We start from the raw sequence: 21,615 nt of genomic DNA, 5'->3' as shown, positions 1-21,615 counted from the left end.
TCTGCTACCCCCTTATGCTTAAATATCTTCTTTGTAGATTGCTAAACCAATTGGATTAAATGGTGTTGCTTTTGCTTGTGTCATAGGACAAACTGGCGTTGTCGGTAATGTATAACGATATAATTGAGCCATTTCATAAGCGCCTGTGATTTCAGAACCAATAACCGGTGCTTCGTTAAATGTAACAGTCTTATCCTCTGCATTGTATACATAATCTGTTTTTTCTACTTCTTTACACGAAATGAATAACCTTAACGTTTCGCCCTTTGGCTTATGTTCTAAATGAAATACTTTACGGTGGCCATCACCTTGACCAAGTACTTCATCTACAACTGTTTTTTCAATTTCTAGCTCATCGGCTTGCTGGATATTCTTTGGATGAACCGCATATACGTCATCCAGTTTTCCGACGTAGCCATCATTTGGATGCACAATATAAATTTGAGATAAATGGTATTTACCACTATAAACCGATGGATTGAAGCGTCCTTGTCCACTATCTACTGACATATCATGAGTAATGAAAGCTAAATAATGATGCTGGTACATGGCTCCTGTACTTGATTGTGATAATTGAACCGTTTCGTTTCCGTTTGATGTATCAGAACCGTAATCAAGTGGCGCATTACCGATTTTCTTATTTGGTGAATATACAAATTGGTCGCCTGGTCTGCAGCCGCTTAAAATAATCATGTTTTTTCTTGGTGCAACATCGAATGTATATAACTTTCCGATATACAACGGAACAAATAATGCACGAACTGGATTTGGTGTTGGATCTACACGCATAAACATAATTAAGCGGTCCTTGTTTGCATTCCCATACAGATAAACAACAGAGTCGCGATTTAATTCTTTAGAGAAACGCTGCTCCGGTGTAAAACTAATTGATGTATAAGGCGATGGATTCACAAAATTAATCGTAGAATATACTTCGCCCATAATACTTTCCATCTTTTGTACATCGAAACTTGTTTTTGCCGTTAATGTATCCAGTGTTCCGTCTTCTTTTGGTAATAAGAAATAAATACCGCTAATCTTAATTGTTGTATCTGCTGCAGGTGCGGTTTTAAATACAATTTCCGTTTCAGTGAACGAATACTCGCTAGGATCAACAATAGTATTATCCTTGTAAACTACGGTCCTACTTTCGTCAAAGTTATGGAATGGCAATGCGAAGTTCTTTTTCGTTCCATTTCCTTTTCCTAATTCCCCTAATTTATCACCGGAAAGGATCTCTTTTTCAATAAAGTATCGATTGAAAGTAAATAACAGCATGTCATTGTTTGGCTCATATGTGTTGGTAGCTAATCTGTATTCGCACGTTACTTTATCCCCTTTTGCAATAGCGGTAGTAAATGTTACTTTTCCTGTAGTTGCATCCACCTTATATTTACTCTTTTCTTGTTCAAATCCATTTACATATACAATGACAGAAGGGCCAATAACAGGAGAAACAGGGATAGAGAAATCTTTCTTCACTCCATCCCCCATCCCTAATTTACCTAGTGGAGAATCTGCAGAAATAAACCGGCTATCAGTGAAATCAGAATCAGCAGTGTCATACGCATTTGCTATACCGAATCTTCTGCGTTCTCCATCACTTCCTAACGATTCAAACAACCTTACATCAATAAATTTTGAAATGCCGCTCTTGATTTGGAAAAATAGCGTTCGTTTCCAACCGTTATCTGCAAATAGTTTTTCTAATTCTTGCGGTAATGTTTGTAAATATACGACTTTATCAAACCACATATATGTACACTCCTTTATACTGTTTTCTCAAAAATACCTAATCCAGCAGGACGATAAGCCGTAGCAGGTCTTTTTGTAATTGGTGAAATAGCATCTACATTAAAGAATTTGTAAATGTCGTGTGAATCCGGACAAGTATTCTTTCTAACTTTTAATCTATCGCCATTTAATAGACCTAACGGAGACAATAGGATCATATAAGGTAAATATCCACGTACACCTTCATCTGGATGAACAATATAAGCACGAGAAGTATGTACTTTATTGCTATAAACAGACGGGTTGAATTGATATTTGTATTCGTCATTATCTTGCGATTGCCATGCTAGTGAATATTGGCCGCCATCTTTACCAACGCGATCTGGTGGCATTGCATTAGGTGCTACATTCCAAGCAATAAAATGGGCCTGGTACCTTGCTCCTAATCTTGAACGTTTAATAATTACGTTATCAATACCGTTACCAGGGGAACGTGGATAAGACTTCATGACAGGCATGTAGTTTTCTACATTTCTATATGGTTTCGTATCGTTAAAATCGAATTTGTGTGACGCTGCTTCATTTCCAGTATCAAAGGCTGTTCCCGCCCATAAAGCGTCACCTAATGTATCATCATTTGCATAGCTTTCTAATTGGCCCATATAAAGCGGTGTAACTGGAACCACATTGTTTTCAAAGGCTGGTGTATTATCAGCTTGTATTAATAAAACAACACGGCTTTCATCAACTTGGCCATTAATTCGAACCAATGAATCCGGCCACCAGTTTGTTTGAGCATTGATACCTTGTAAATTCGTATTTCGTAATGTTACTTTCACCCAAGGAGACATCATGACTTGTGTCTCTGCTTCGTCATAGGAGTAAACTTTATATGTACCGACACCACTTGGATTTGTCTTTAGAGTAATTCCTATCTTAGTTAATTCCACATCTAATAATATTTTTTCAAATTTATTAAATTCATAAGGGAGAACAAGAACGCCATCATCTGCAACGCTGGGTTCTTTTTCAATCATATAAACATAAAAACAAGAACGATCCCTACCGCTTTCTAAACGTTTTTTACCATCTTCGGCAAAAGCTTTCTTACCTTCTTCATTTGTGAAGTTGTATTTAATCTCTGACTTTTTAAGTGACCATTTTGAAATTTGAGCAATTCCATAAATAGAACCGCTATTGTTCTTCACTAGCATGTGCTTACTCATGCCGAACTCAAACTTTGAATCATCTTCGGATTTTACGTCTAAATCCGGATAAACGGCTCTAAAAAACGATTTTACTTTCTTCCATCCGTTAGCGATTACCAATTTAACAATTTCGTCTTGGAATTCACCTTCTGTATACATTTTTTCAACGTATGCCATCTATTTCACGCTCCTAATCTCTTAATAGTTGGTAATTAAGCCATATAGCCTTTTTCTCTGCAGATGCATTGTGGTATTCAAACTTTAGTTCTGCATTAGCAGGTATAGGTTTTACAATGGAGAAATTAAATCCCTCCGGCACATCTTTTACATAAACCTCTTTAAATACTTGTTGGCCATTAATAAATAAATTCCAGTAGTCCGAATCACTGTAATGTGAAGCGGCAACAGAAAAAGCAATCATTTCTGTTTCGAATGGTAATGAAAACTTATCTACATGAATTTCATCATGTATACCAACTCTTCGCCCTTGTATGAATGGCTCTGTTTTTGTTGGGAAGTAAGGTGCGTCGAATCTTCCACCAGCCATATAGGTAACAGCAAAACTCATCAATACGCCCCCTTATCTTAAAAAGTGCAATTCAAACCAAACTGTTTTATCAAGAATTCCTTGGTTATGGAATCGAAATACAATTGTGTCTCCTGCTTTAACTGCTTTATAAACCATAAAGTGCATCCCTTCCGGAAGCCGCTTTGTATAAATATCTTGGCAAACGGTTTGCCCGTTTACGATTAAACCCCATTTATCATCTAATTCGTAAATGGAAGAACTAACACTAATTGCGTAAATCTCCATATCTGCAGGTAATGTATATTTCACTTCATCCGTTTTAAATGATGTGGAATCCATAATGAAACCAGGTATAAATGGTTCTGTTTTAGTCGGATGAAAAGGTGGATCTAATCGGCCACCGGCTAAATAGGTTGTTTCAAACAAGAGCAATCACCCTTTTTCGTGTATTAAAAAATTCCCGTGCATCATTACGACACATCGGGAATTGGTAAATCAGATAGTATACCGTTACCTTTATTAAGAAGTCTCGGCTGCACACGCTCTAATTGCTTTTGTGCATTGTATATTAATTGTATCTCCATCTCTTTTCCGGTTACTTTATGAGAGACAAGGACCTTTTCTAGCATACCGTGTGCATTAAAGGCTAAGTCATAGTGCAGATATTTATCTCCATCAACTGCAGATAAACGAGCACCATCACGAATAAGTGTATATCCTTCGGTCATACCTTCTTTAAATACGTCATTTGGGTCGTTCCCAGGCATTGGCTTACCACCGGTATATATTTGCCTATCAATTAATCCTTTCATCAAATACATGATTGGATCATATAAGTTTTTTTGCATTATCATAGAATCACCCCTAGTTCACGCGCGTAACAGACCAGGTTTTGGCTGGACGCTGGATATAATAGTGATTTGCATCTTGATTTACCCGAGGAAATGATAAATCTGGTAAGGAACCATAATCGAACAAGATATTATTTTGCGTATCCAGTACTTGCAAACGTCCTGTAAGAATCCCTTTTGGGTTTCGTACTGCTTCAAATACGATAATATTTACGCCATATTCAAGTGGAATATCTACATATGTCGGATTGTTCCGGATGAAATAATTCTCTTCGATTAATTTATCATTACAGTAAATATTTAATAAATCGCCATCCTCTAAATCCCAATCCCAAAGCTTTAAACGTAATGTATCTACATTTACTGTAATACCGGTTATATCTGTATAGGGCGCAGGTTCATACCCATAGTTAACAGTTAAATCTAAAGTTTGATAGAATCCATCATCTGCAGAGATCATTGTATTAATCCCTTTAACAAAGTAATTCCACTGTTGACCAGAATCTCTATTGTAAACAGAAATAACATCAAATAATTGAATTCTTGGATCACCAACTACTGCTACTGTTAATGTTCTGAACTTCTGAATTGCCTTTAAATGATAAGCTGCAGCAACCGCTCTTCTTGCAAAGAATGTTGTTGCCCAGGGTACTTCTATCATTTCCTCTCGTAAATCACCCTGCGATACATTTTTTAATAGAAACGAATTAAGAAATCCGTTTGCGTAATCTCCACATTTAACAACAATACTGTTACTTATATCCTGGTCAGTTAGCTGCATATCTAAAGAAATAAGGTTTTCCCCTTCTCTAAAACTAAACTTTGCAGGTTCATTAATTGCATAGTCTGGCATCTTCATAAATGTACAACTTCCGTCTGGTTCGTGTTTGATGTAGTGGAATGTTGTATCTATAATATCGCGTACAATTTCATCCCATTTTTGAAATCTCTTTCCGGTTGCTCCTTCAACAATCCAACTTTGATTGGTTCCAGGAATATTTACTCTGTTACCGTGCAATGTAACTCCTGCTTTTTCAAAGAAGAACTTCACAACATCATAAACATTACCGGTAGGTGCAACAATTTCATCTGATCCAGGTGTTGGGATTACTGATTTATGTAAAACCTTCTTATAGGATGTAGTGCAGGTTACTGAAATCGTGCCACTTTCTGCATTTACCTTCACATCAGATACAAAACCATGTATATATGGTAAAGCCTCTTCACCGTAGCCAATAGACACCTTAAATTCAGTCTGCGGATATAGCTGGTTTGTATTTGTTACCTCACTGTTATAAAACCATTCTGAAATAGAAGAGAACTTACCATACCAGTTATCAGGAGCCATTTGGCCGTATTCATTTGCAAAGGTAATAGTAAATGTACTAGCAAACTGATCTGCGTTCTCCTGCACTTCTAAGCCTATTACACGGTGTTGTATTTGTACGTAAGAAGAAGAGTCTCTTCTTTTCATATAAACAATTAAATTAGGGGAGTTATTCCCAACCTGGAAATAGCTCCCCAACATTCTAATTAAAGAAATAGATCCTTCTCTCACATTCCATCAACTCCTACTCCTGCTTGTGACATAGATATTAATTTGCATTTTGCTATGACTAGCGTTCCTTTTCGTATTGCATCTACTTCATTCGGTGGGATAATACCCCCATAGGTACCATAATCACCTGTAATAATATGAGGGCGATATATTTCCCTCATGAACTCACGCCAATGATCGATATCGTTGAATAGAGCCGTAAATTCTACTTCACAACCTTTATTCCCCGCACTCTGGTAACGAGGATATCCGTGCATAACATTATAAGTTTTTAAGCCATCTAGTGATTTCGGTAATTTTGTTTGTTCAATCTTTTCGATATTAGGTACATGCCCAAATGCATAGTAATGTACGTCGCGTATATATGCTATGTCAGAGGAACCATAACCGATTGTTGTAAATTCAATTGTTTGTGGCCCTGCACCTACAAAGATTTCTCTGGCTTCCCAGTCATAAGGTCCTCTTGCTCTAAATCTCTCAATACCATTTACCCGAACAATAAAGTACTTATCTGGTAACATGCCATCAGAACCAATAGGAACCTGGGACAAAAACGAAAAGTTATATGTCCCTGGCCATGAGAAATCAATGGTATATCGTATTGTGTCTTTTAACTCTGCAGCCTTTCCTAAGAGATGGTATGAACCACCTCTTCTATGCAATGTTTTTAATATACTCATACATTTCGCACCGCCATTCCCATTAGATCATCAGCAACTACGTTTTGTAGCAGCTTTCTCATTTTTACAAAGTCATCTGCAGATTGTAGTTTTTCAACAGAGACTTTAAATGTAGCATTTTGAATTGATACGCCTTTATCTGTTTTCTTCTCAACGTGGGTTTGTCCAGCAAATGGATGTGCAGTTTTACCGATTAGATCAGCAGAACGTGCTCCCATTTGGCCAATTTGATTAGATACATCGCTTACTAGTTTCATTGGTTTAGGTGGAACGACAGCTTTATTTAATAGTTCAGAAGCTTTGTCTACTGCAGGAATCATTTTTTCCATCCCTACACCAAGACCTTCTGTAATATAGCCCCCGTATTCCATCATTAACCGGGATGGGCTTCGGATACCAAAGAACTTTAATACGGCTTTAGGTATTCCCGAAACAACTCCTTTAGCTTTTTTTATAAGCCAATCTGCCATACCGGACATACCTTCACCGATACCTGCGATAATATCTTTTCCCCAGCTAACTGCATCTTTTGCTACATTTTTTACTATGGAACCTACTTTACTAAATACATCTTTTACAGTATCTACAACTCCTGTAAATGCACCCGTGATTGCTTTCTTTATAGTCTTAAAGTTACTAACAATAAATTCTTTTATACCGCCAACAACATCGGTTATTGTGTTATATAATTTGTTGAAATTAGTAATTACAAACCCAACAAATTCACGAACTGCATTAATAATTGTAAACTTTATAAAATTCCAAGCTGATTGAATCACATTTTTAATCGTGTTCATAACGCTAGAAATTGTATCTTTAATAGATTCCCAAGAAGATTTCACAAAATCTTTTAAGAATTTTAATACTGTAGTAAAAGTTGATTTAATTGATTCCCAGGCTTTTTTTACAATTTCCTTAATCGTGTTAAAAACACTGGATATTGTATTTTTCATTTTTTCGAATTCGGTTTTTACGTACTGCTTTATTATTGCTAAAGCCATAGAGAAAATTCTTTTAATAGCATTCCATCCAGTAGAGAAAATTTTCTTCCAGGTGTTAACTGCCTTTTGGACACTATTCTTAATGAATTTCCATGTGCCATCTACAATTTTTTTCAAACCGCTTAATGCTAGATTAAAAACAAATTTAATGGCATTCCATCCAAACTCGAAAATATTTTTCCAAATTTTAATGTTGTATTCAATTCTTTGTTTTATATATTTCCAAGCTTCTTCTAAGACTTTACCCAAAAACGATGAAGCAGATTTGAAAAGTTTTTTTGTACCATTCCAAAATCCAGAGAAGAACTTACCTAAACCATTCCATGCCTTTTTTGCACCTTTTACGGTTGCGTCCCAAGCTTTAGAACAGACATCGCCAATCCATTTAACTGCTTTCTTGGTGTATTTTACGATGTCATCCCAGTTTTTATAAATTAGATATACTAATCCTACAATTGCTAGTATGGCAATCGTCCAGGGATTCATCAGTAAGGTCATCATGGATCTGCCCAACAGCGCTAGAGCTTTCCCAATTCCACCAAACATACCAATAAGTTTAGGGCCGACTTTAAGAATACCTGTAAATAGTAATGGTACTTTAGTAAGTATTGGTACTAGGAATCTCAATGAGCCAACAAATGCACCAACCCCACTTGTCATAAAGCCCATCATGGCGATTAATGGACCTAATACAGCGACCATACCTAAAATTGCTACAATACCAATTTGAATTGGCTTAGGCATAGAACTAAATGCCTTTGCAACCACCTCTACTGTTTTAATAATTGGAGGAAGTGCTACTTCTGCAATATCTAAAATAGCTTGTCCTAATGGTTCTAAAGATGCCATTGTAGTACGCATTAACTTTTGCCAACGAACACCAAAAGCTTCTTGCTGCGTCTTCTGCATTTTACCCATTGTGCCCTCGACATCGCCTAACGCACCATTTGCATTATTAAGGCCCAAGACAGCTTGAGCGCCCATGTCTTCCCATTTTGTACCGAATACAGCAACACCAAGTTGGTTTGCTTTTACTTTATCGTCCATCTTACCTAAATCGCCTAAGACGGCATTAAACACATCTGCAGAAGTTCCTTTACCTTTGTTAAAGTTATCCCAGACCTTTTGTGTTTGAGGTGACATTTCAGCAAAAGCATCAGATACACCTTTAGAACCGTCCTGTACCCGAATACCGAATTCTTTTACAAGATCGTTAATGTAATCGAGATTATAACTACCATCACGAGTACCATTTGCCATAATGGTAAACATCTCGTTAGCAGAGAAGCCGGCTTGTTTGTAAAGCGGAGCATATTCGGCCACATTATCAAACATTTCATTTGAATAGTTCAAACCTTCTTGTCCACCAGCAGCAAATAAATCAAATGCTTCCTTTGAGGAAATACCGAACTGATTCATTAACTGCCCTGCACCACGGGTTACCTCATTGATATCAGAATCAAATGTTTTACCCAATGTCATAGCGCTTTTTGTAGCTTCTTCTAATTCTTCGTGAGGAACGTCTTTCATATTCTGATACACTTTTATAAGAGACTGATCCACTTCTTCAATACTTTGGCCAAATCCATCTTTCCAAGTTTCTTTTGCGATTTTACCAAGGTTTTCAGCACCTTTTTCAGTAAGACCTAAAGAAGATTGGATGTTTCTTTGAGAAGTATCGAAGTCAGAAGCCACTTTTACAGCTGCAGCACCGATACCAGCTAAAGGTAAGGAAACGCCCGTTGTCATGTTTGTACCAACATCTTTCATTTTGTTACCTACATGACTAATTGATTCCCCTGCCTTTTGGAATTTATCATGCATTCCATTCGCAGTCTTTTGTACTCGATCTTCAAACTGTTGTAAATCTTTATAAGCGCCTTCTGCTTTAATACCAATCGTTCCGAACAGTTGGAACATTTCAGCTAACATTTACGCACCCCCTTCTGGGGCCGATAACCATTTTATTCTTCATCGTCGTCTTCCTGGAATTGAGCCATAATCTGCTCAACATGCGCTTCACACTCTTCTTTCGTCCATACTTCACCCATTTCATAAGATGATTCTTTATCGTCCTGGTTGTCAGTTAGTCCAAAAGCTTGAAGATAATCATTAAAAGTAGTACCTTCTTCAAGTTGACGAGTTTGAAAGCCAATGAACGCCATCTTCTTCCACTCATTTAGTTCTTCTTGCTGCTCTTCTCGTGCAATTAAAGAAAATAGGTCCATTAAACGCGAATACGGTATAGATAAGACATATTCATCTGTCCATCCATACCGCTTTTGGATCTTGTCGAAAGCACGTAACATGTTTTGTTCGGCTTCTTCTAAATATTCATCTGAATTTTCATTTACGCTTGAATCGGAGCTGCTGCTGGTTGGTTCCATTTCTCGCTCTGAACTTTCACTAGCCCCTGCACTTGGTTGAAAAAAGTCATTAAGTCTTCACTTTCCAGTAATCCTTGAATAACAGAAACCATTGCTTCGGGAGGGAGTTGGCAAAATTCCTCTTTCTTAGCTTTTAGTAAACTTGCAAAGAACTCTGTGAAATCATCTTCACAAGCCGGGATCATTGTTAGTACACGTAAAGCAAACTCTAAACCTTTTTGTTTTTGTTGTTCTTTAAGTGCAGCTAACTGAACGTTTTTTTCTTCTTCTGGAAGAGACTCTGCAGCTTTTGTTAGTTCATCCATTTCATTTTTAGCTTTACCGAAATCTGCAAAATCAGCTATTGCATGGCGTCCAACTTTAGAAATAATCTTAGCGAACCGCCAAACATCAGTTACATTTAAGCGACGCATCAATATTTTCTCCCCTAAAATCGTGATTTCTGTACCAGTATTCATCATTTTTTCTAAAATAGATTTCATTTCGTGCTCTCCTTTTAGCATTTAGCTTGTTTTATGTAATAGAAAACCGACTACCATTTATGCGGTAGCCGGCGCTTTAGTTGCTGCAGTTTTCTTTTTCTTTGGTACATAAATTTCATACGGTGGCGTAGATGGTGCAGATTCACTGTAATGACCGATAAATTTACATTTCAAACCAACCGTTCCTTTACCATCTTTTAGATCTACTTCAATAGATGAGACTACCATTGCATTGCGAATTACGAAAATAACAGGTAGTTCACTACCCGAAATCATACCGATTAGTGCGATATCATGGTAATTTGAATCTGGAATATCATTTGAAGGTTTCATAATATCGTAATCCTCTTCTGTAGTGCTATCTACCGTCATCCCAGGTAAAGCCAACTGTAGGTTTTCTTTTGTAAATTCAACTAATGTAACCTCAACGTGCGGTACATCTTTTAAAAGCCATTTACCGCGCACTAAATGACCAAGGACACCATCAATATCTGCATCATAATATTCACGATCAAAACCGACTTTTGTTCCGCCGGTAGTCGCTCCAACCATTTCGCCTAATTCTTTTATGCTTTTAAAATTTTTGTAAATAACACCGGGACCGATAACAAAATTATCAGTCGTGCCTTCGCGGACACCGTTAATCAATTTCCAAGCCATTTGTTCTACCTCCTAATACAAGTCCGTTCGAAATGTTCGAACAAGGAATTTTGCATTTATATGAATGATAGATGGGTCTTCATCTGGTACCGGCAGTTTACCTGCACGATGTATAGAAAGTATCCCATCATCTTTTAAACCAACTTCTCTATCTAGTAACTTCTCAATACGTGTAGCAATTAACTTCGCCTTATCATAATCCCCATTATCACAATACACATCGAAATTTAGAATCATACGATCTATAATTTCAACATCATCCGGATTATCTGCTTCAATTCTCATAACTACATAAGGCATTTTCATATCATCTTGTGCAGTTTGGGATGTAAGAGCAGGGCCTCTGTCTTCGCCTTCACCATATTCCGATAGATTAGACTTTATTATTTCATCGTTTTCTACAAGCATTCTAATAGCTGCGATAGCGTTAGACATCTATTACCCTCCCATCATTCTTTTAAGTTCTCTACGTTCTTTTTCAAACGCTTTTAATAGGAATGGACGGGCTTCCATATTACTTGTACCAGTTTCAAGCCATATTGCTTTTTTCAAATCGCTTCCTACTGCGCCTAACACTTCCGATTGTGATCGTTTGACATTATACTTAATCGAATTTAATAAATCACCGGTACGAACAGCAGGAGCTTCCCCTGGTTTAGAAGCGGTATATTTACGACTCGTATGAGGTATTTTGTATTGCTTACCGCTACGGCTACCTGTGAGGTTCTTCTTAACTTGATTTTGTAAATGAATAGATGCTGCTGTGACTTTTTCAACACACATAGCGTTAATATGCGTCTTTACTTGCTCCATATTACTTGAGTACTCAATTTCTACTGAATTCGCCATTTAGAATCATACCTTTTCGCAATAAATTTCAATGTGATGATTCATAAATGCAGGATTACGCGGCTCTCCTTTTACTTCAAATGTATAATCAGCGCCCAAATCTTCATTTTTGAAATGAATAAGATCATTGGGTTTAATTATGTAAGAAGCAGGTGCATATATCTTAAATGTTGTATCAAAATTTTGTTTATCACGCTTAAATCTCTCATTATCAGTAGCAGAATTCGTAGTTACACGGCAAATCATCTTCTCGTAAACGTCCTCTGGTACTTCTGCATAGTTACCAGCGGATTGCTTCTTTTTCTTTTTTCGTTTTACAACTACCTCATGAATATATAAATCATCCATTCCACCATCATCGAAATACATTTCGTTCATGTGGCCATCACCGGCTTAACTCTTGCTCTAAACCCTTTTAAGCCATTGAGTATCTTATTGTTTGTAGCTGGTTCATCTAGCGTTTCTGGGCTAATCTGGTACGAATAATCCCCAATACTCTCCGATGTCTTCATACCTTTTCGTTGTAAGTTAGCGCGAACTACTGCAGAAACAACCAAATCAATAATACATTTCTTCATAAGTACCTGCAGATCATCATAATCTTGTATCTTATATTCGAATTCATATAACTGATTTTCGGATAAACCATAAACAATACGCCCATTTACAGTAATAGAATCGATCATATCTTGTTTAGAACTAACATGAGTAACTTTTGCTATGGATTCAGCAGGAAAAGAAAGCCAAGCTAGTTTGCTTGTTTGAATGACTTCTTTCATTGGATTCTCCGGCTTAACTTTTAAATACTTCCTAACAATAACTGCATAGTAATCGATTAGTTCTTGAATAACCGTATCGGGCATTTTCTGCACATTTACGCGGTCTTTAATGTCCTGCATGGTAATATCCATTATGTTTCTTTCTCCTTCTTATCGACTTCTTTTACAAGTTCAAAATGTCCAGTACTTACAAGGTAATCAGCTTTATCATTTGCAACTGTTTCTTCTTGGCCATTCTTGAACTTTTGTCCATAAGCGGTGTAAGTACCACCATATCGTAACGTAACTACTTTCATGATTAGCACCCCTTTCTCGAATGTAAACTAATGAATAAAAGTTTACATTCGTATTGTTCGTTTTATTGGTTCTAACTCGTTTTCTATTAAAAACAAGAAAATAATAAAAAAGTATACATTCAAATCCCTAATAACAAAGGGTTTATTCCCATAAAAAATACGCCTGGATATTAAGCTCCAAACGTATCCGGAATATTTGTTAGGATTGCTACTGCATCCATTTCTTGAATTACAGCATCATCATCAAAGTGAATTACATAGAAACGTTTATCTTCCATGATCGCACTTTCACCCTCGGTTGTTTTACGGACACGAGTCTCGTATGTATTAACCGCGATAAAGTTTCGTGGATCAGCAAGCATGATTACATCATCTGTTAAAGATGGAACAGTAACAATGCCATATCCCATTGGTTTATTAACTTGGTCACCAGCTCCAAGTAATGCAGCATCTCCAGCGCCAGTAGAACGATTTGTTAAATATTCAATCCATTTCTCTCTACGGCTCGGTGACATGATCCAACGTAGATTGCTATTTTTATATTTATTTGGCATTGCACCAGATAAAGCAAAAATAGAACCTTTACCAAATCCATTCGCTGCCGCCGCTTCGCCTGTACCAGTTACTAACTTAGCATGGTCCACAATATGAGATTCTGACGATTTTTTAATTTTCTTTAACCAACCATCATTGATCGATAAGAACGGATCAGAAGATTCAGTGTCTCCATTCCAATGCAAATCCTCTAAATCGATACCTAATTGAGTTGACATAAGAGTCATTACGGTATCCTCGAAACCTTCACCTTCAATGTTTTCACGAAGAGTTTCTTCTGTAATTTCCCAAGGTAAACGCATAGCCTTTGTATGGTACTCAATTTTAGAAGTTTTAACACCAGCACGGTATTCATCATCTTTGTTTTCTGTTTTCTTACGCAGAATACGTCCGCCAATTGCAATTTTGTCTAACTCACCTTGCTTCGCTTTACGCATTTCTTTTCGGTGCAATTGTGAGAATGGTGTTGAATCAAATGCCATTCGGAAGAATTCTTTGCTTTGCTCTGGATTTAATAAACCAGAAGAAAGTGATCCCGTTGAAATTGTCTTTTCAATTTTAGATAAACGATTTAATAATTGTTGATTGTTCATATTGTTTATTCCTCCTTATATTACAAATTTAAATTTGAGAATACTGATTTTTTAATTTGTTGTTGTCCTGGTTTAAAATCTTCGTCTGGATCTAAGCCTTTACGGATAGAAGCAGCATTTTCGATATTTTCAAGTCGTTTTGTAATTGGTTCTAGTGCTTTTTGAATAACTGCTGCAGCTTTTTCTTCCTCTGTTTGCTCTTCTGGCGTCGGTTCTACCTCTTCACCATTCACCTGCTTTTCAATCTTTTCTAACTTAGTAGCTAGTGGTTCTACTGCTTGTTTAACAATCTCTGCAATATCTTCTGCTTTCATTTCATCTTCCTCCTGTGGTGAAGCAGCTTCTTTTATTTCAGTAATTAAAGCCAATGCTTCATCTAATTTTGTATGATTCTTTTGGGATAATACTTTACCCGCTTTTTTAATACTTTCTAAAACAATGCTTTCTGCTTGTACACTGTCTTCTGATTTCGCAATGGTATAACCACCTTTAATAGAAGAAAGTATGTCCTTCATATCATCAAGAGCAGCTACCATACGATCGATATCGGGATTACTTTCCCAAATCTCCCAATAGAACACATCTTCAAACAAATTAAATACAGCTCGTAAATCACGCTTTTGTTTTTCATCAATAAAGCGGTCTTTCACTTCGCCTTTTGTGATTTTGTGAGTTTCACCTTTAACGAAATCTAACATCTTTCGAATAAGGCCTTTATCTTCATGAGTAAAATCATCAGTCTTGGCGATTTCTACTCGTTCACCAAATCCACCCATAGAAAAACCGGTAACTTCACCTTTTTTAATTTCTTCCCAGGTGTCTGCATCATCAACACGAACAGTCATAAGCCATGTTCCTGCTTGTACTTCTTGTTCGCCTACTGTCATATCACTTTTAGCAATCCAGTTTTCAACAACTGTCCCTTTACCAGCAATTTCATCATGTTGCTTGTCAATGTGTTGGTAATTCTCCATAAAGGTATAAGCAGCCTTTTCAATTTCTTCTGCTGTCATTTTATCCCCGTGTGAGTCTTCTACATCAGGTTCATATACTACACCTGTAACAAGCTGCTTCTCTTCCTCTGTTTTAAGGATTGGAACTTGCTTTGATATATTTGGTTGTTTAGCAGATTCGCTTTTCATAATGGCGAATTGACGACCATTAGCGCCTTTTGTAACTAATGAAACATAGCTGATATTGGCGTTTTTTAGTTCGTATCCCATCGTTTTACCTCCTTCCCTATAAATATTGGGGTTCCACTGTCAAAACGCATAGCAGCCAATTTAAAGCCTTATACGTTTTGACGATGAAACCCCAATTAAATAGGTGTATTTTATTACTCTTCTGAAATCATAGTACATCGGCAATGCGGATGAGCTGGTGGGCACATCTTTCCATTACTAAATAGATCATCAATATCTACCGTTTCCCCATGTAAACCACCACATTCTTTACAAACACGTTCATCGTTTCCTGTAAGCCATGTTTTCTTGTTTCTATTTGCGCCCTTATAAGCAATTAAATTGCCGTAATTCATTGCATATGTAGTTTCTGTACGTGCAATCATCATCGCTCTGTAGTTGCTCGCTTCTGACATTACATCTGCAATGGAAACACTTAATGCATCGACACCCATTCCCTCACTAAGATTCTTTAGCATTGTTTCTCTTAATCTATCTTTAGTGGTTTCATGGATTCCCTTTGCTAATTCAAAAGCGTAAGTAGCTACCCATTTTGCAGCAACGTCACCAATTGGATCTAATACCATCCAGGTTAAACCATTAGAAGCTATAGTACTCTGTACAAACTCTGTTACATCATCCTGTAGTGTGTCCGTGACTTCATCGACAAACATTTGTCGTTCCTCATCCCAATCAACACTATCAAGAAATTCATCAACTTCTGCTTCATTAATTAAAGGAACAAATTCTTCATCTGTTTTATTAATACGAATTACGGGAAGCAGGTTTAATAGCCGTTTTCCCTGTTCAGAAAAAAATCAGCTACCTTCTTTTGCATAGCTTTCTCTATTTCTTCATGCTTTTCCCTAAATGTATTAATAGCAATTAAGTTATCTTGCTCATTATCTGCAGCTTTTGCAATTGGTTCCGGTAGAGAAGATTCAGTTGTACCATCAAAGAATTTATCCCCTTCTGGTACAGGTTCATAACCTACTACCTTACGGGACTCATTCAGTTTTAATATTCCACCTTCATAACTGTCTTTTGCATACTTCAAATCCGCTTCACGATCATCCGTATCGATTTCATTTAATTTGAAATGCCAATCTAAACCGCCTAGTATTTCAGCAAATACACGGAACAATTGATTATTTAATCGATGTTCTAAGATTTCTTGACCAGGCTCTATAATAGAACGCTTGTACATCTCGTTCATTTCTTTAGCGGTTGTTTGCCCCAACGAACCTGTCATAGCCCATCCTATGCGATAAGGCGGTACACGATGGGCCACACATATTTCCATTGCGCTATCCTGCTTATATAAACGGAAGCTACCTTCTTTTACATCTGGACTAATCTTTTCTAACCTTGCTTTTGCACCATGTGGAACAGGTACAACGGCTAATTTATGGTGTTCTCCTTTTGTTTCTGCAGAGAAAAATGCTTTCAGTTCATTTTCTGTTCCAGAATCTACTTCATCGACTCCCTCAAGAAATAAAATGGAATCCGGAATGGTTTTGCCTGTAAAAAAGTCTATATTGTAATCTCTTGCTGCTTGTGAGCCAACTATTGAACCTATAGAACTAACGTAATTAGGTATTCCATAATAAGAAGAACGAGAACCAAACTTACGAATAACAATTACTTCCCCGGCTTTTTCTGTCCCACTTCCTGCAAGATCCTCTGCACCTAAAGGCCTACCATCAGCAAGATGATAATCATCTGGATAATTAAACTTTTTAAACCAAATTTCTTTATTGTTTACGATTTGAGCAAAGCGTATTTTGTCCTTATGAGCACGTACTGTATGTCCCGGTATATGATAAAGCTCTACCGGACTTTCACCTTTATTATCGCGAACAACTTCAATGATTCCCCAACCAACTGTTTCATAATCCTCCCATACAGCTCTAAGAATTTCTGAACTTGTCATTTCTGGGTTGCACTTCCGCATGAAATTTTTTAGCATTTCATATTGCTCTTGGCTTGCTGCTTCTTTCACTTCTTCAAAAGGCGCGAAGTCAAAGCCAACACCCGCGATATCATCCACTTTCGCGCTAATACAAGCAGAATGAATAGGGTTACTTTCCTTTATATCCATTAGTACCTTCATATCATAAGGAGGCTTAACCAATCCCCTATCTCCATATATTTGCGCGAATGGATCAACCGCCATTTGTTTGCTGTTATCTTCCTTATTTTTTGGAGCATCTGCAGCTTTATTTATACTAAATACTTTTATATTCTTTATGGTTTTCTTGTCGCTCATATCCTTTGTATGTCCTCCTTTCTTCTATTAATAAGGAGCAAAAGAAATAGCCGAACAATAAATATCCGACTACACTCTTTTAACCTTTCCACCCATAACTACTTTACGTTTACTCATATCGTCCTCACATGCGTAACGAGTCATATCGATACTGTGATTATCTTTATCTTGTAATCTATTTTTTGGATTACCGTCTTTATCAACTTCATAATCAATATTTTCGAATTCTCCTGCAGTTTTTGGACAACGCTCCGGATCAATTATGATTTCTTCTAAATCATCTAACCATTTTTCACCGTATTCAACAGAACCAGGCCCTTTAACCGCACCTTTGATTTTCTTAATACCATGATCATTTTTCATTTCATCAATTGATTTTGGTTCCGATGAATCCGCAATTATCTCGACGTCATCCCAACCAAGTTGTTTAATCTTTTCAGCTAATGAGCGATTACTGATTTTAACGCCATGTATTTCACCGAATATATAAAGCTTTCTGCGCGTTTTATCATAATGCATACGACCAAAAGACAGTGCGTCATTCCCATAACCCCAGTCAATCCCTTGACGTATATTATCAAATGATTTAATTTCTTCATCTGTAATACGTCTGAATGTAAGGTTACTAAATGGAACAACACCACTGCCTGTCGGTTTCCCTTCATATTCATGTTCATATTGCTGTGGTTTAAGCCTTTTCGTTTCTTCTGCTTCTTCCACAAATTGTTTAGAGATATGAGGGTTATCATGATATGTACTATGATGTACAAATGTATTCTTTGGCTTGAATTGCGTTTCAAACTTCTTATTAACCCAGGACTGTTTTCTCTTCGGTGGGTTATACGAGTAATACATTTTATATCGCAATCCATTCGGTAATTCTTTACGCAAAATAGACTTCTCTATCGTAGATACATCTTCTTCTAATTTAAATTCGGCCAACTCTTCAAACCATGCAATAGCAACTGGATACTTCGCTATTTTAATAGATTTGATTTTTGCAGGATCATCAGCACCACGGAATATGATTTTATTCCCACGTGGTTTATAAATAATTTCCATTGGACTTTCTTTAAAACGAAATAAATGTTCTACACCCAGTATTTCTATAGCTTCTTTTATTTGCTCATAGCAAGATTCTCTTATTGTATCCTTTACTTTACGTATGCAAAGAACCGTAATAGGAAACTGAATAAGGTCCATAACAATACAAATGGATATGTCAGTAGATTTACCGGAACCACGACCACCCTTGCAAACAATTTTTAATATCGATTCGCATTTACGGGCTAACCAAACTTGATGGAATGCTGGCGGAAGTATATCGGCTATTTGTTTTTTAGACATTTAAATCACCACTGATATTGTCTACAATGACAACTGGCTCAATATTGTTATCATCATTATTAGTATTAGATTTAATTTTGTCGATTTGAACCTGGATAAATTCAAGTTTGGCCCTTCGCTCATCATCTATATTTGCTAATCTATCAAAATCTCTAATAAGAGCAGATAATGTAGAAAGTGCTTTAGATTGAGCATTTAAGAAACTAGCTTGCTTATCCCAAGCAAATTGAATCTCCCACTCTTCCTCATAGCCGCTTTCGGTAAGTTTGTTTTCCCGCAGTTCCTTTGTCATGTCTTCATTGTCCTTAACGAACATAATACGTTGAGCATGAATAATTTGAGCGTGTTGCAGCATTATACTTTCCCATAGAATCGATAAAGGATCATTGTTAATTGCTTCCTCTAGCTCTTCTTTTAAATCATATAATTCTTGCGGTAAATACTTTCTATATAAACCATGAGTAGCAGCATTACCATTACGCAGTGGAGCAGAACCTCCGGAATTACCGACAGCATTTTTATTTCCCTTTTTGGCCCCACCGCGATTGTTTATAGCATTCTTATTACCTTTGGGTGCTCCTGGTTTCTTTTTGGAGTACTCCGTATCTTTCTTTGGAGTACTCCGTTCATTTTTATGGAGTACTCCATTTAATTTGTCTATCCATCCATCTTTGGATTTCCATCCGCCAACCGTTTTTTCACTTACAGTTTTTTCGGATGTAGACAACAATTCGGCAATTTTACGATTTGTAATATCACCGTTATGTTCTTTAAATATTTCATACGCTTTGTTACGGTCTGGACTTCGTTGTCTGGCCATAATTACATAACACCTGCCCCCTTATCCAATTGTTTGCACTTCCTTCTCTAAACACTCAATGCATATATGAGCATTATCCGTATTTGCTTCACGGAGATATGTTTTATCAAAATGAGTAATAGTTAATGGCATTTTTAATGTCCACATGCACGGCTCATTACAAACAGAGCATGTAGGAACGTTTATAGTTTCTTCTTCCATTTACACCACCTCACGCTAATTGCTTTACAAAATAAAAAAGCAGCGAATTCGCTACTTTAAATTTTTCGTATTTTTTTCTTCTTCATTTATGTATCTATATAAAGTGGCCCTTGAAACATTGAACATCTTACAGACATCAACTTTAGGTAATCCTTGTTCAACCATTTTTAGCATACCCTCTATCTGTTCCGGAGTATGAGCACGTTTGCGACCACCTTGTTTTCCTCGTTCTTTTGCAGCAGCTACACCACTAACAACACGTTCATTAATAACCTCGCGTTCCATTTCAGCCATTGCACCAAATATATGAAATAAAAACCTTCCCATTGTTGTAGATGTATCAATACCATCTTTAATAGAAACAAAGTGAATTTCCTTATCATTAAATTCTTGCAATAAATTAACTAACTGGTGCATGGTTCTTCCTAAACGATCTAACTTGTAAACAACCAATGTATCACCTTTGCGAAGTTTGCCAAGTAATAATTGAAGCTCTTTTCTATCCTTTTTCGCTCCACTTTCTTTTTCTGTAACTATTTCTTCACAACCATAACGGTTTAATTCATCCAATTGCATATCTAAATTTTGTTTTTTAGTAGAAACCCTAGCATATCCGAATATCATGCACCATCATCCCTTGTTATTTGATATAAAAAGTGTATCAAATTCCTGTATCAAAATCAATTATTAATTGAGACATAGTTTTGAGACATTTGTTATACCATTTTTATAGGTTTTAAGGCCCATATATTAAGTGTCTCATAATGTTTTGTTTTTGAGACACTAGTTTTCGGACAAACGCAGTTGCAATCTACTTAAAATACCATTAATTAGTTCAGTTTCTTTTTCATTGGATTGAGTTAGCAATTTATCGATAACTTTCTGATCAGAATAAGCTAACAAAAATGAAGATATATAAGCTAATGCATTTACATATTCTGTAGCATCTTTACTATCATTATTTGCATGAGCAGTATATTGTACATTTGACAATACCATCACCCCTTACAATATTTGTGTTGAGTTTGTTTCGTTTAATTGGGAGCATTCAAACCATACTCTAAATCTCTCATTATCTAAAATCCACGTATTGCCGACCTTTTTGGATTCAAATAGCACCTGCTGCACATAGATTCTTTATATGACCAGGAGAAAGGCCGCTAATAAGATGAGCATCATTAACACCAATAACATTATCTAGCGCTGCATATGGTTTCAAATTAACATCTTCCCATTTAACACCATACATCCCTATCCCCATTTCATTCATTTTTGTTTTATCTGTCATTCTCTCTAAATGATCCAATACAATATCATTAATTAATTCCCATGTAACTGCATCAGATAAAACTCGTGTCTTTAACTCTGCTGTTAAATCATTTAATAATTCTAATTCCATATGTATCACCTCATAATAAATGCAACACGTTTGCGCTTATCTTTCCTTAACAACAAACAAGACGCCACCCAGATCACGGCAGCGCCTGCTCTAATTGCTATACACATGTTTGTTCTAAAAATAAAACATCCCTAATGGACACATCATAAGATTAGTAACCGTATTTTCTGTTCGTTAATTATTATGTTTATAGGCCTAGATTGTGCACATCTATATTCAGTGAGCGCATACCCTAT

At 36.6% G+C, this 21,615-nt stretch carries 25 protein-coding genes and 1 pseudogene; all 26 read right to left on the bottom strand.

The features are described from left to right. Positions 1-18: 18 nt before the first annotated feature. Entirely contained in the window at positions 19-1,755 is a 1,737-nt protein-coding gene (locus AC0ONG_RS09415) for a hypothetical protein (RefSeq protein ID WP_474203573.1), read from the bottom strand. Positions 1,756-1,769: 14 nt separating this feature from the next. Beyond that, the gene (locus AC0ONG_RS09410; RefSeq protein ID WP_044797457.1) at positions 1,770-3,119 is read right to left on the bottom strand and encodes a hypothetical protein; all 1,350 of its coding nucleotides are present in this window, start codon (positions 3,117-3,119) and stop codon (positions 1,770-1,772) included. A gap of 13 nt (positions 3,120-3,132) precedes the next feature. Further along, entirely contained in the window at positions 3,133-3,510 is a 378-nt protein-coding gene (locus tag AC0ONG_RS09405; protein ID WP_000006649.1) for a hypothetical protein, read from the bottom strand. Positions 3,511-3,522: 12 nt separating this feature from the next. Beyond that, positions 3,523-3,897: a Low copy number virion structural protein gene (locus AC0ONG_RS09400; RefSeq protein ID WP_474203572.1), complete on the bottom strand. Its 375-nt coding sequence runs from the start codon at positions 3,895-3,897 to the stop codon at positions 3,523-3,525. Positions 3,898-3,941: 44 nt separating this feature from the next. Further along, positions 3,942-4,325 carry a hypothetical protein gene (locus AC0ONG_RS09395; protein ID WP_000605844.1) on the bottom strand — a complete coding sequence of 128 codons (384 nt, stop codon included), beginning with the start codon at positions 4,323-4,325 and terminating at the stop codon, positions 3,942-3,944. Between the two features lie 10 nt (positions 4,326-4,335). Further along, positions 4,336-5,880 (bottom strand): hypothetical protein, encoded by a 1,545-nt coding sequence (locus AC0ONG_RS09390; RefSeq protein ID WP_001206675.1) that lies wholly within the window; start codon positions 5,878-5,880, stop codon positions 4,336-4,338. Beyond that, positions 5,877-6,560: a hypothetical protein gene (locus AC0ONG_RS09385; protein ID WP_474203571.1), complete on the bottom strand. Its 684-nt coding sequence runs from the start codon at positions 6,558-6,560 to the stop codon at positions 5,877-5,879. The genes AC0ONG_RS09390 and AC0ONG_RS09385 overlap by 4 nt, the downstream gene beginning before the upstream one ends. Next, a complete protein-coding gene (locus AC0ONG_RS09380) occupies positions 6,557-9,493 on the bottom strand; it encodes a phage tail tape measure protein (RefSeq protein WP_474203570.1) in 2,937 nt (978 codons plus the stop codon). The genes AC0ONG_RS09385 and AC0ONG_RS09380 overlap by 4 nt, the downstream gene beginning before the upstream one ends. A 32-nt stretch (positions 9,494-9,525) precedes the next feature. After that, the gene (locus AC0ONG_RS09375; RefSeq protein WP_474203569.1) at positions 9,526-9,948 is read right to left on the bottom strand and encodes a hypothetical protein; all 423 of its coding nucleotides are present in this window, start codon (positions 9,946-9,948) and stop codon (positions 9,526-9,528) included. Continuing rightward, positions 9,912-10,430 carry a hypothetical protein gene (locus tag AC0ONG_RS09370; protein WP_153579526.1) on the bottom strand — a complete coding sequence of 173 codons (519 nt, stop codon included), beginning with the start codon at positions 10,428-10,430 and terminating at the stop codon, positions 9,912-9,914. The genes AC0ONG_RS09375 and AC0ONG_RS09370 overlap by 37 nt, the downstream gene beginning before the upstream one ends. 57 nt (positions 10,431-10,487) lie before the next feature. After that, positions 10,488-11,090, bottom strand: a complete 603-nt coding sequence (locus AC0ONG_RS09365) for a hypothetical protein (RefSeq protein WP_000312356.1) — start codon at positions 11,088-11,090, stop codon at positions 10,488-10,490. Between the two features lie 12 nt (positions 11,091-11,102). Further along, positions 11,103-11,525, bottom strand: a complete 423-nt coding sequence (locus tag AC0ONG_RS09360) for a hypothetical protein (RefSeq protein WP_061663826.1) — start codon at positions 11,523-11,525, stop codon at positions 11,103-11,105. A 3-nt stretch (positions 11,526-11,528) separates the two neighbouring features. Continuing rightward, complete coding sequence (locus AC0ONG_RS09355) at positions 11,529-11,939, bottom strand: HK97-gp10 family putative phage morphogenesis protein (RefSeq protein WP_199697820.1); 411 nt, start codon at positions 11,937-11,939, stop codon at positions 11,529-11,531. Between the two features lie 6 nt (positions 11,940-11,945). Then, positions 11,946-12,317, bottom strand: coding sequence for a hypothetical protein (locus AC0ONG_RS09350; protein WP_098920115.1), 372 nt, complete (start codon positions 12,315-12,317; stop codon positions 11,946-11,948). After that, positions 12,314-12,850: a hypothetical protein gene (locus tag AC0ONG_RS09345; RefSeq protein WP_474203568.1), complete on the bottom strand. Its 537-nt coding sequence runs from the start codon at positions 12,848-12,850 to the stop codon at positions 12,314-12,316. The genes AC0ONG_RS09350 and AC0ONG_RS09345 overlap by 4 nt, the downstream gene beginning before the upstream one ends. Further along, entirely contained in the window at positions 12,850-13,014 is a 165-nt protein-coding gene (locus AC0ONG_RS09340) for a YqbF domain-containing protein (RefSeq protein ID WP_000869887.1), read from the bottom strand. Before AC0ONG_RS09340 ends, AC0ONG_RS09345 begins: the two co-directional genes overlap by 1 nt. A gap of 170 nt (positions 13,015-13,184) precedes the next feature. Then, a complete protein-coding gene (locus AC0ONG_RS09335; protein WP_474203567.1) occupies positions 13,185-14,162 on the bottom strand; it encodes a major capsid protein in 978 nt (325 codons plus the stop codon). A gap of 20 nt (positions 14,163-14,182) precedes the next feature. After that, complete coding sequence (locus AC0ONG_RS09330; RefSeq protein WP_474203566.1) at positions 14,183-15,385, bottom strand: XkdF-like putative serine protease domain-containing protein; 1,203 nt, start codon at positions 15,383-15,385, stop codon at positions 14,183-14,185. Positions 15,386-15,498: 113 nt separating this feature from the next. Next, a complete protein-coding gene (locus AC0ONG_RS09325) occupies positions 15,499-16,017 on the bottom strand; it encodes a phage head morphogenesis protein (protein ID WP_000496054.1) in 519 nt (172 codons plus the stop codon). A 113-nt stretch (positions 16,018-16,130) separates the two neighbouring features. Beyond that, on the bottom strand, positions 16,131-17,612 hold the full coding sequence (locus AC0ONG_RS09320) for a phage portal protein (RefSeq protein WP_474203565.1): 1,482 nt from the start codon (positions 17,610-17,612) through the stop codon (positions 16,131-16,133). A 69-nt stretch (positions 17,613-17,681) separates the two neighbouring features. Then, the gene (locus AC0ONG_RS09315) at positions 17,682-18,959 is read right to left on the bottom strand and encodes a PBSX family phage terminase large subunit (protein ID WP_474203564.1); all 1,278 of its coding nucleotides are present in this window, start codon (positions 18,957-18,959) and stop codon (positions 17,682-17,684) included. Next, positions 18,952-19,779, bottom strand: coding sequence for a phage terminase small subunit (gene terS / locus AC0ONG_RS09310; protein ID WP_474203563.1), 828 nt, complete (start codon positions 19,777-19,779; stop codon positions 18,952-18,954). Before terS ends, AC0ONG_RS09315 begins: the two co-directional genes overlap by 8 nt. Before the next feature lie 21 nt (positions 19,780-19,800). Beyond that, complete coding sequence (locus AC0ONG_RS09305; protein WP_000390790.1) at positions 19,801-19,980, bottom strand: hypothetical protein; 180 nt, start codon at positions 19,978-19,980, stop codon at positions 19,801-19,803. Positions 19,981-20,031: 51 nt separating this feature from the next. Further along, positions 20,032-20,604, bottom strand: coding sequence for a recombinase family protein (locus tag AC0ONG_RS09300; RefSeq protein ID WP_000576168.1), 573 nt, complete (start codon positions 20,602-20,604; stop codon positions 20,032-20,034). Positions 20,605-20,763: 159 nt separating this feature from the next. Further along, positions 20,764-20,979 carry a hypothetical protein gene (locus tag AC0ONG_RS09295; RefSeq protein ID WP_000244509.1) on the bottom strand — a complete coding sequence of 72 codons (216 nt, stop codon included), beginning with the start codon at positions 20,977-20,979 and terminating at the stop codon, positions 20,764-20,766. A gap of 6 nt (positions 20,980-20,985) precedes the next feature. Further along, positions 20,986-21,379: pseudogene (locus AC0ONG_RS09290) on the bottom strand (DNA-binding protein). Positions 21,380-21,615: the final 236 nt, after the last annotated feature.

Source organism: Bacillus sp. TCT6, assembly GCF_056033845.1.
This window is presented reverse-complemented; position numbering and strand designations above follow the sequence as displayed.

What these genes read in the sequence shown, in the direction of transcription:
- AC0ONG_RS09415 (WP_474203573.1), bottom strand. Translation starts at nt 1,755, where the DNA reads ATGTGGTTTGATAAAGTCGTATATTTACAAACATTACCGCAAGAATTA.
- AC0ONG_RS09410 (WP_044797457.1), bottom strand. Translation starts at nt 3,119, where the DNA reads ATGGCATACGTTGAAAAAATGTATACAGAAGGTGAATTCCAAGACGAA.
- AC0ONG_RS09405 (WP_000006649.1), bottom strand. Translation starts at nt 3,510, where the DNA reads ATGAGTTTTGCTGTTACCTATATGGCTGGTGGAAGATTCGACGCACCT.
- AC0ONG_RS09395 (WP_000605844.1), bottom strand. Translation starts at nt 4,325, where the DNA reads ATGATAATGCAAAAAAACTTATATGATCCAATCATGTATTTGATGAAA.
- AC0ONG_RS09385 (WP_474203571.1), bottom strand. Translation starts at nt 6,560, where the DNA reads ATGAGTATATTAAAAACATTGCATAGAAGAGGTGGTTCATACCATCTC.
- AC0ONG_RS09380 (WP_474203570.1), bottom strand. Translation starts at nt 9,493, where the DNA reads ATGTTAGCTGAAATGTTCCAACTGTTCGGAACGATTGGTATTAAAGCA.
- AC0ONG_RS09375 (WP_474203569.1), bottom strand. Translation starts at nt 9,948, where the DNA reads ATGGAACCAACCAGCAGCAGCTCCGATTCAAGCGTAAATGAAAATTCA.
- AC0ONG_RS09370 (WP_153579526.1), bottom strand. Translation starts at nt 10,430, where the DNA reads ATGAAATCTATTTTAGAAAAAATGATGAATACTGGTACAGAAATCACG.
- AC0ONG_RS09365 (WP_000312356.1), bottom strand. Translation starts at nt 11,090, where the DNA reads ATGGCTTGGAAATTGATTAACGGTGTCCGCGAAGGCACGACTGATAAT.
- AC0ONG_RS09360 (WP_061663826.1), bottom strand. Translation starts at nt 11,525, where the DNA reads ATGTCTAACGCTATCGCAGCTATTAGAATGCTTGTAGAAAACGATGAA.
- AC0ONG_RS09355 (WP_199697820.1), bottom strand. Translation starts at nt 11,939, where the DNA reads ATGGCGAATTCAGTAGAAATTGAGTACTCAAGTAATATGGAGCAAGTA.
- AC0ONG_RS09350 (WP_098920115.1), bottom strand. Translation starts at nt 12,317, where the DNA reads ATGAACGAAATGTATTTCGATGATGGTGGAATGGATGATTTATATATT.
- AC0ONG_RS09345 (WP_474203568.1), bottom strand. Translation starts at nt 12,850, where the DNA reads ATGGATATTACCATGCAGGACATTAAAGACCGCGTAAATGTGCAGAAA.
- AC0ONG_RS09340 (WP_000869887.1), bottom strand. Translation starts at nt 13,014, where the DNA reads ATGAAAGTAGTTACGTTACGATATGGTGGTACTTACACCGCTTATGGA.
- AC0ONG_RS09335 (WP_474203567.1), bottom strand. Translation starts at nt 14,162, where the DNA reads ATGAACAATCAACAATTATTAAATCGTTTATCTAAAATTGAAAAGACA.
- AC0ONG_RS09330 (WP_474203566.1), bottom strand. Translation starts at nt 15,385, where the DNA reads ATGGGATACGAACTAAAAAACGCCAATATCAGCTATGTTTCATTAGTT.
- AC0ONG_RS09325 (WP_000496054.1), bottom strand. Translation starts at nt 16,017, where the DNA reads ATGTTTGTCGATGAAGTCACGGACACACTACAGGATGATGTAACAGAG.
- AC0ONG_RS09320 (WP_474203565.1), bottom strand. Translation starts at nt 17,612, where the DNA reads ATGAGCGACAAGAAAACCATAAAGAATATAAAAGTATTTAGTATAAAT.
- AC0ONG_RS09315 (WP_474203564.1), bottom strand. Translation starts at nt 18,959, where the DNA reads ATGTCTAAAAAACAAATAGCCGATATACTTCCGCCAGCATTCCATCAA.
- terS (WP_474203563.1), bottom strand. Translation starts at nt 19,779, where the DNA reads ATGGCCAGACAACGAAGTCCAGACCGTAACAAAGCGTATGAAATATTT.
- AC0ONG_RS09305 (WP_000390790.1), bottom strand. Translation starts at nt 19,980, where the DNA reads ATGGAAGAAGAAACTATAAACGTTCCTACATGCTCTGTTTGTAATGAG.
- AC0ONG_RS09300 (WP_000576168.1), bottom strand. Translation starts at nt 20,604, where the DNA reads ATGATATTCGGATATGCTAGGGTTTCTACTAAAAAACAAAATTTAGAT.
- AC0ONG_RS09295 (WP_000244509.1), bottom strand. Translation starts at nt 20,979, where the DNA reads ATGGTATTGTCAAATGTACAATATACTGCTCATGCAAATAATGATAGT.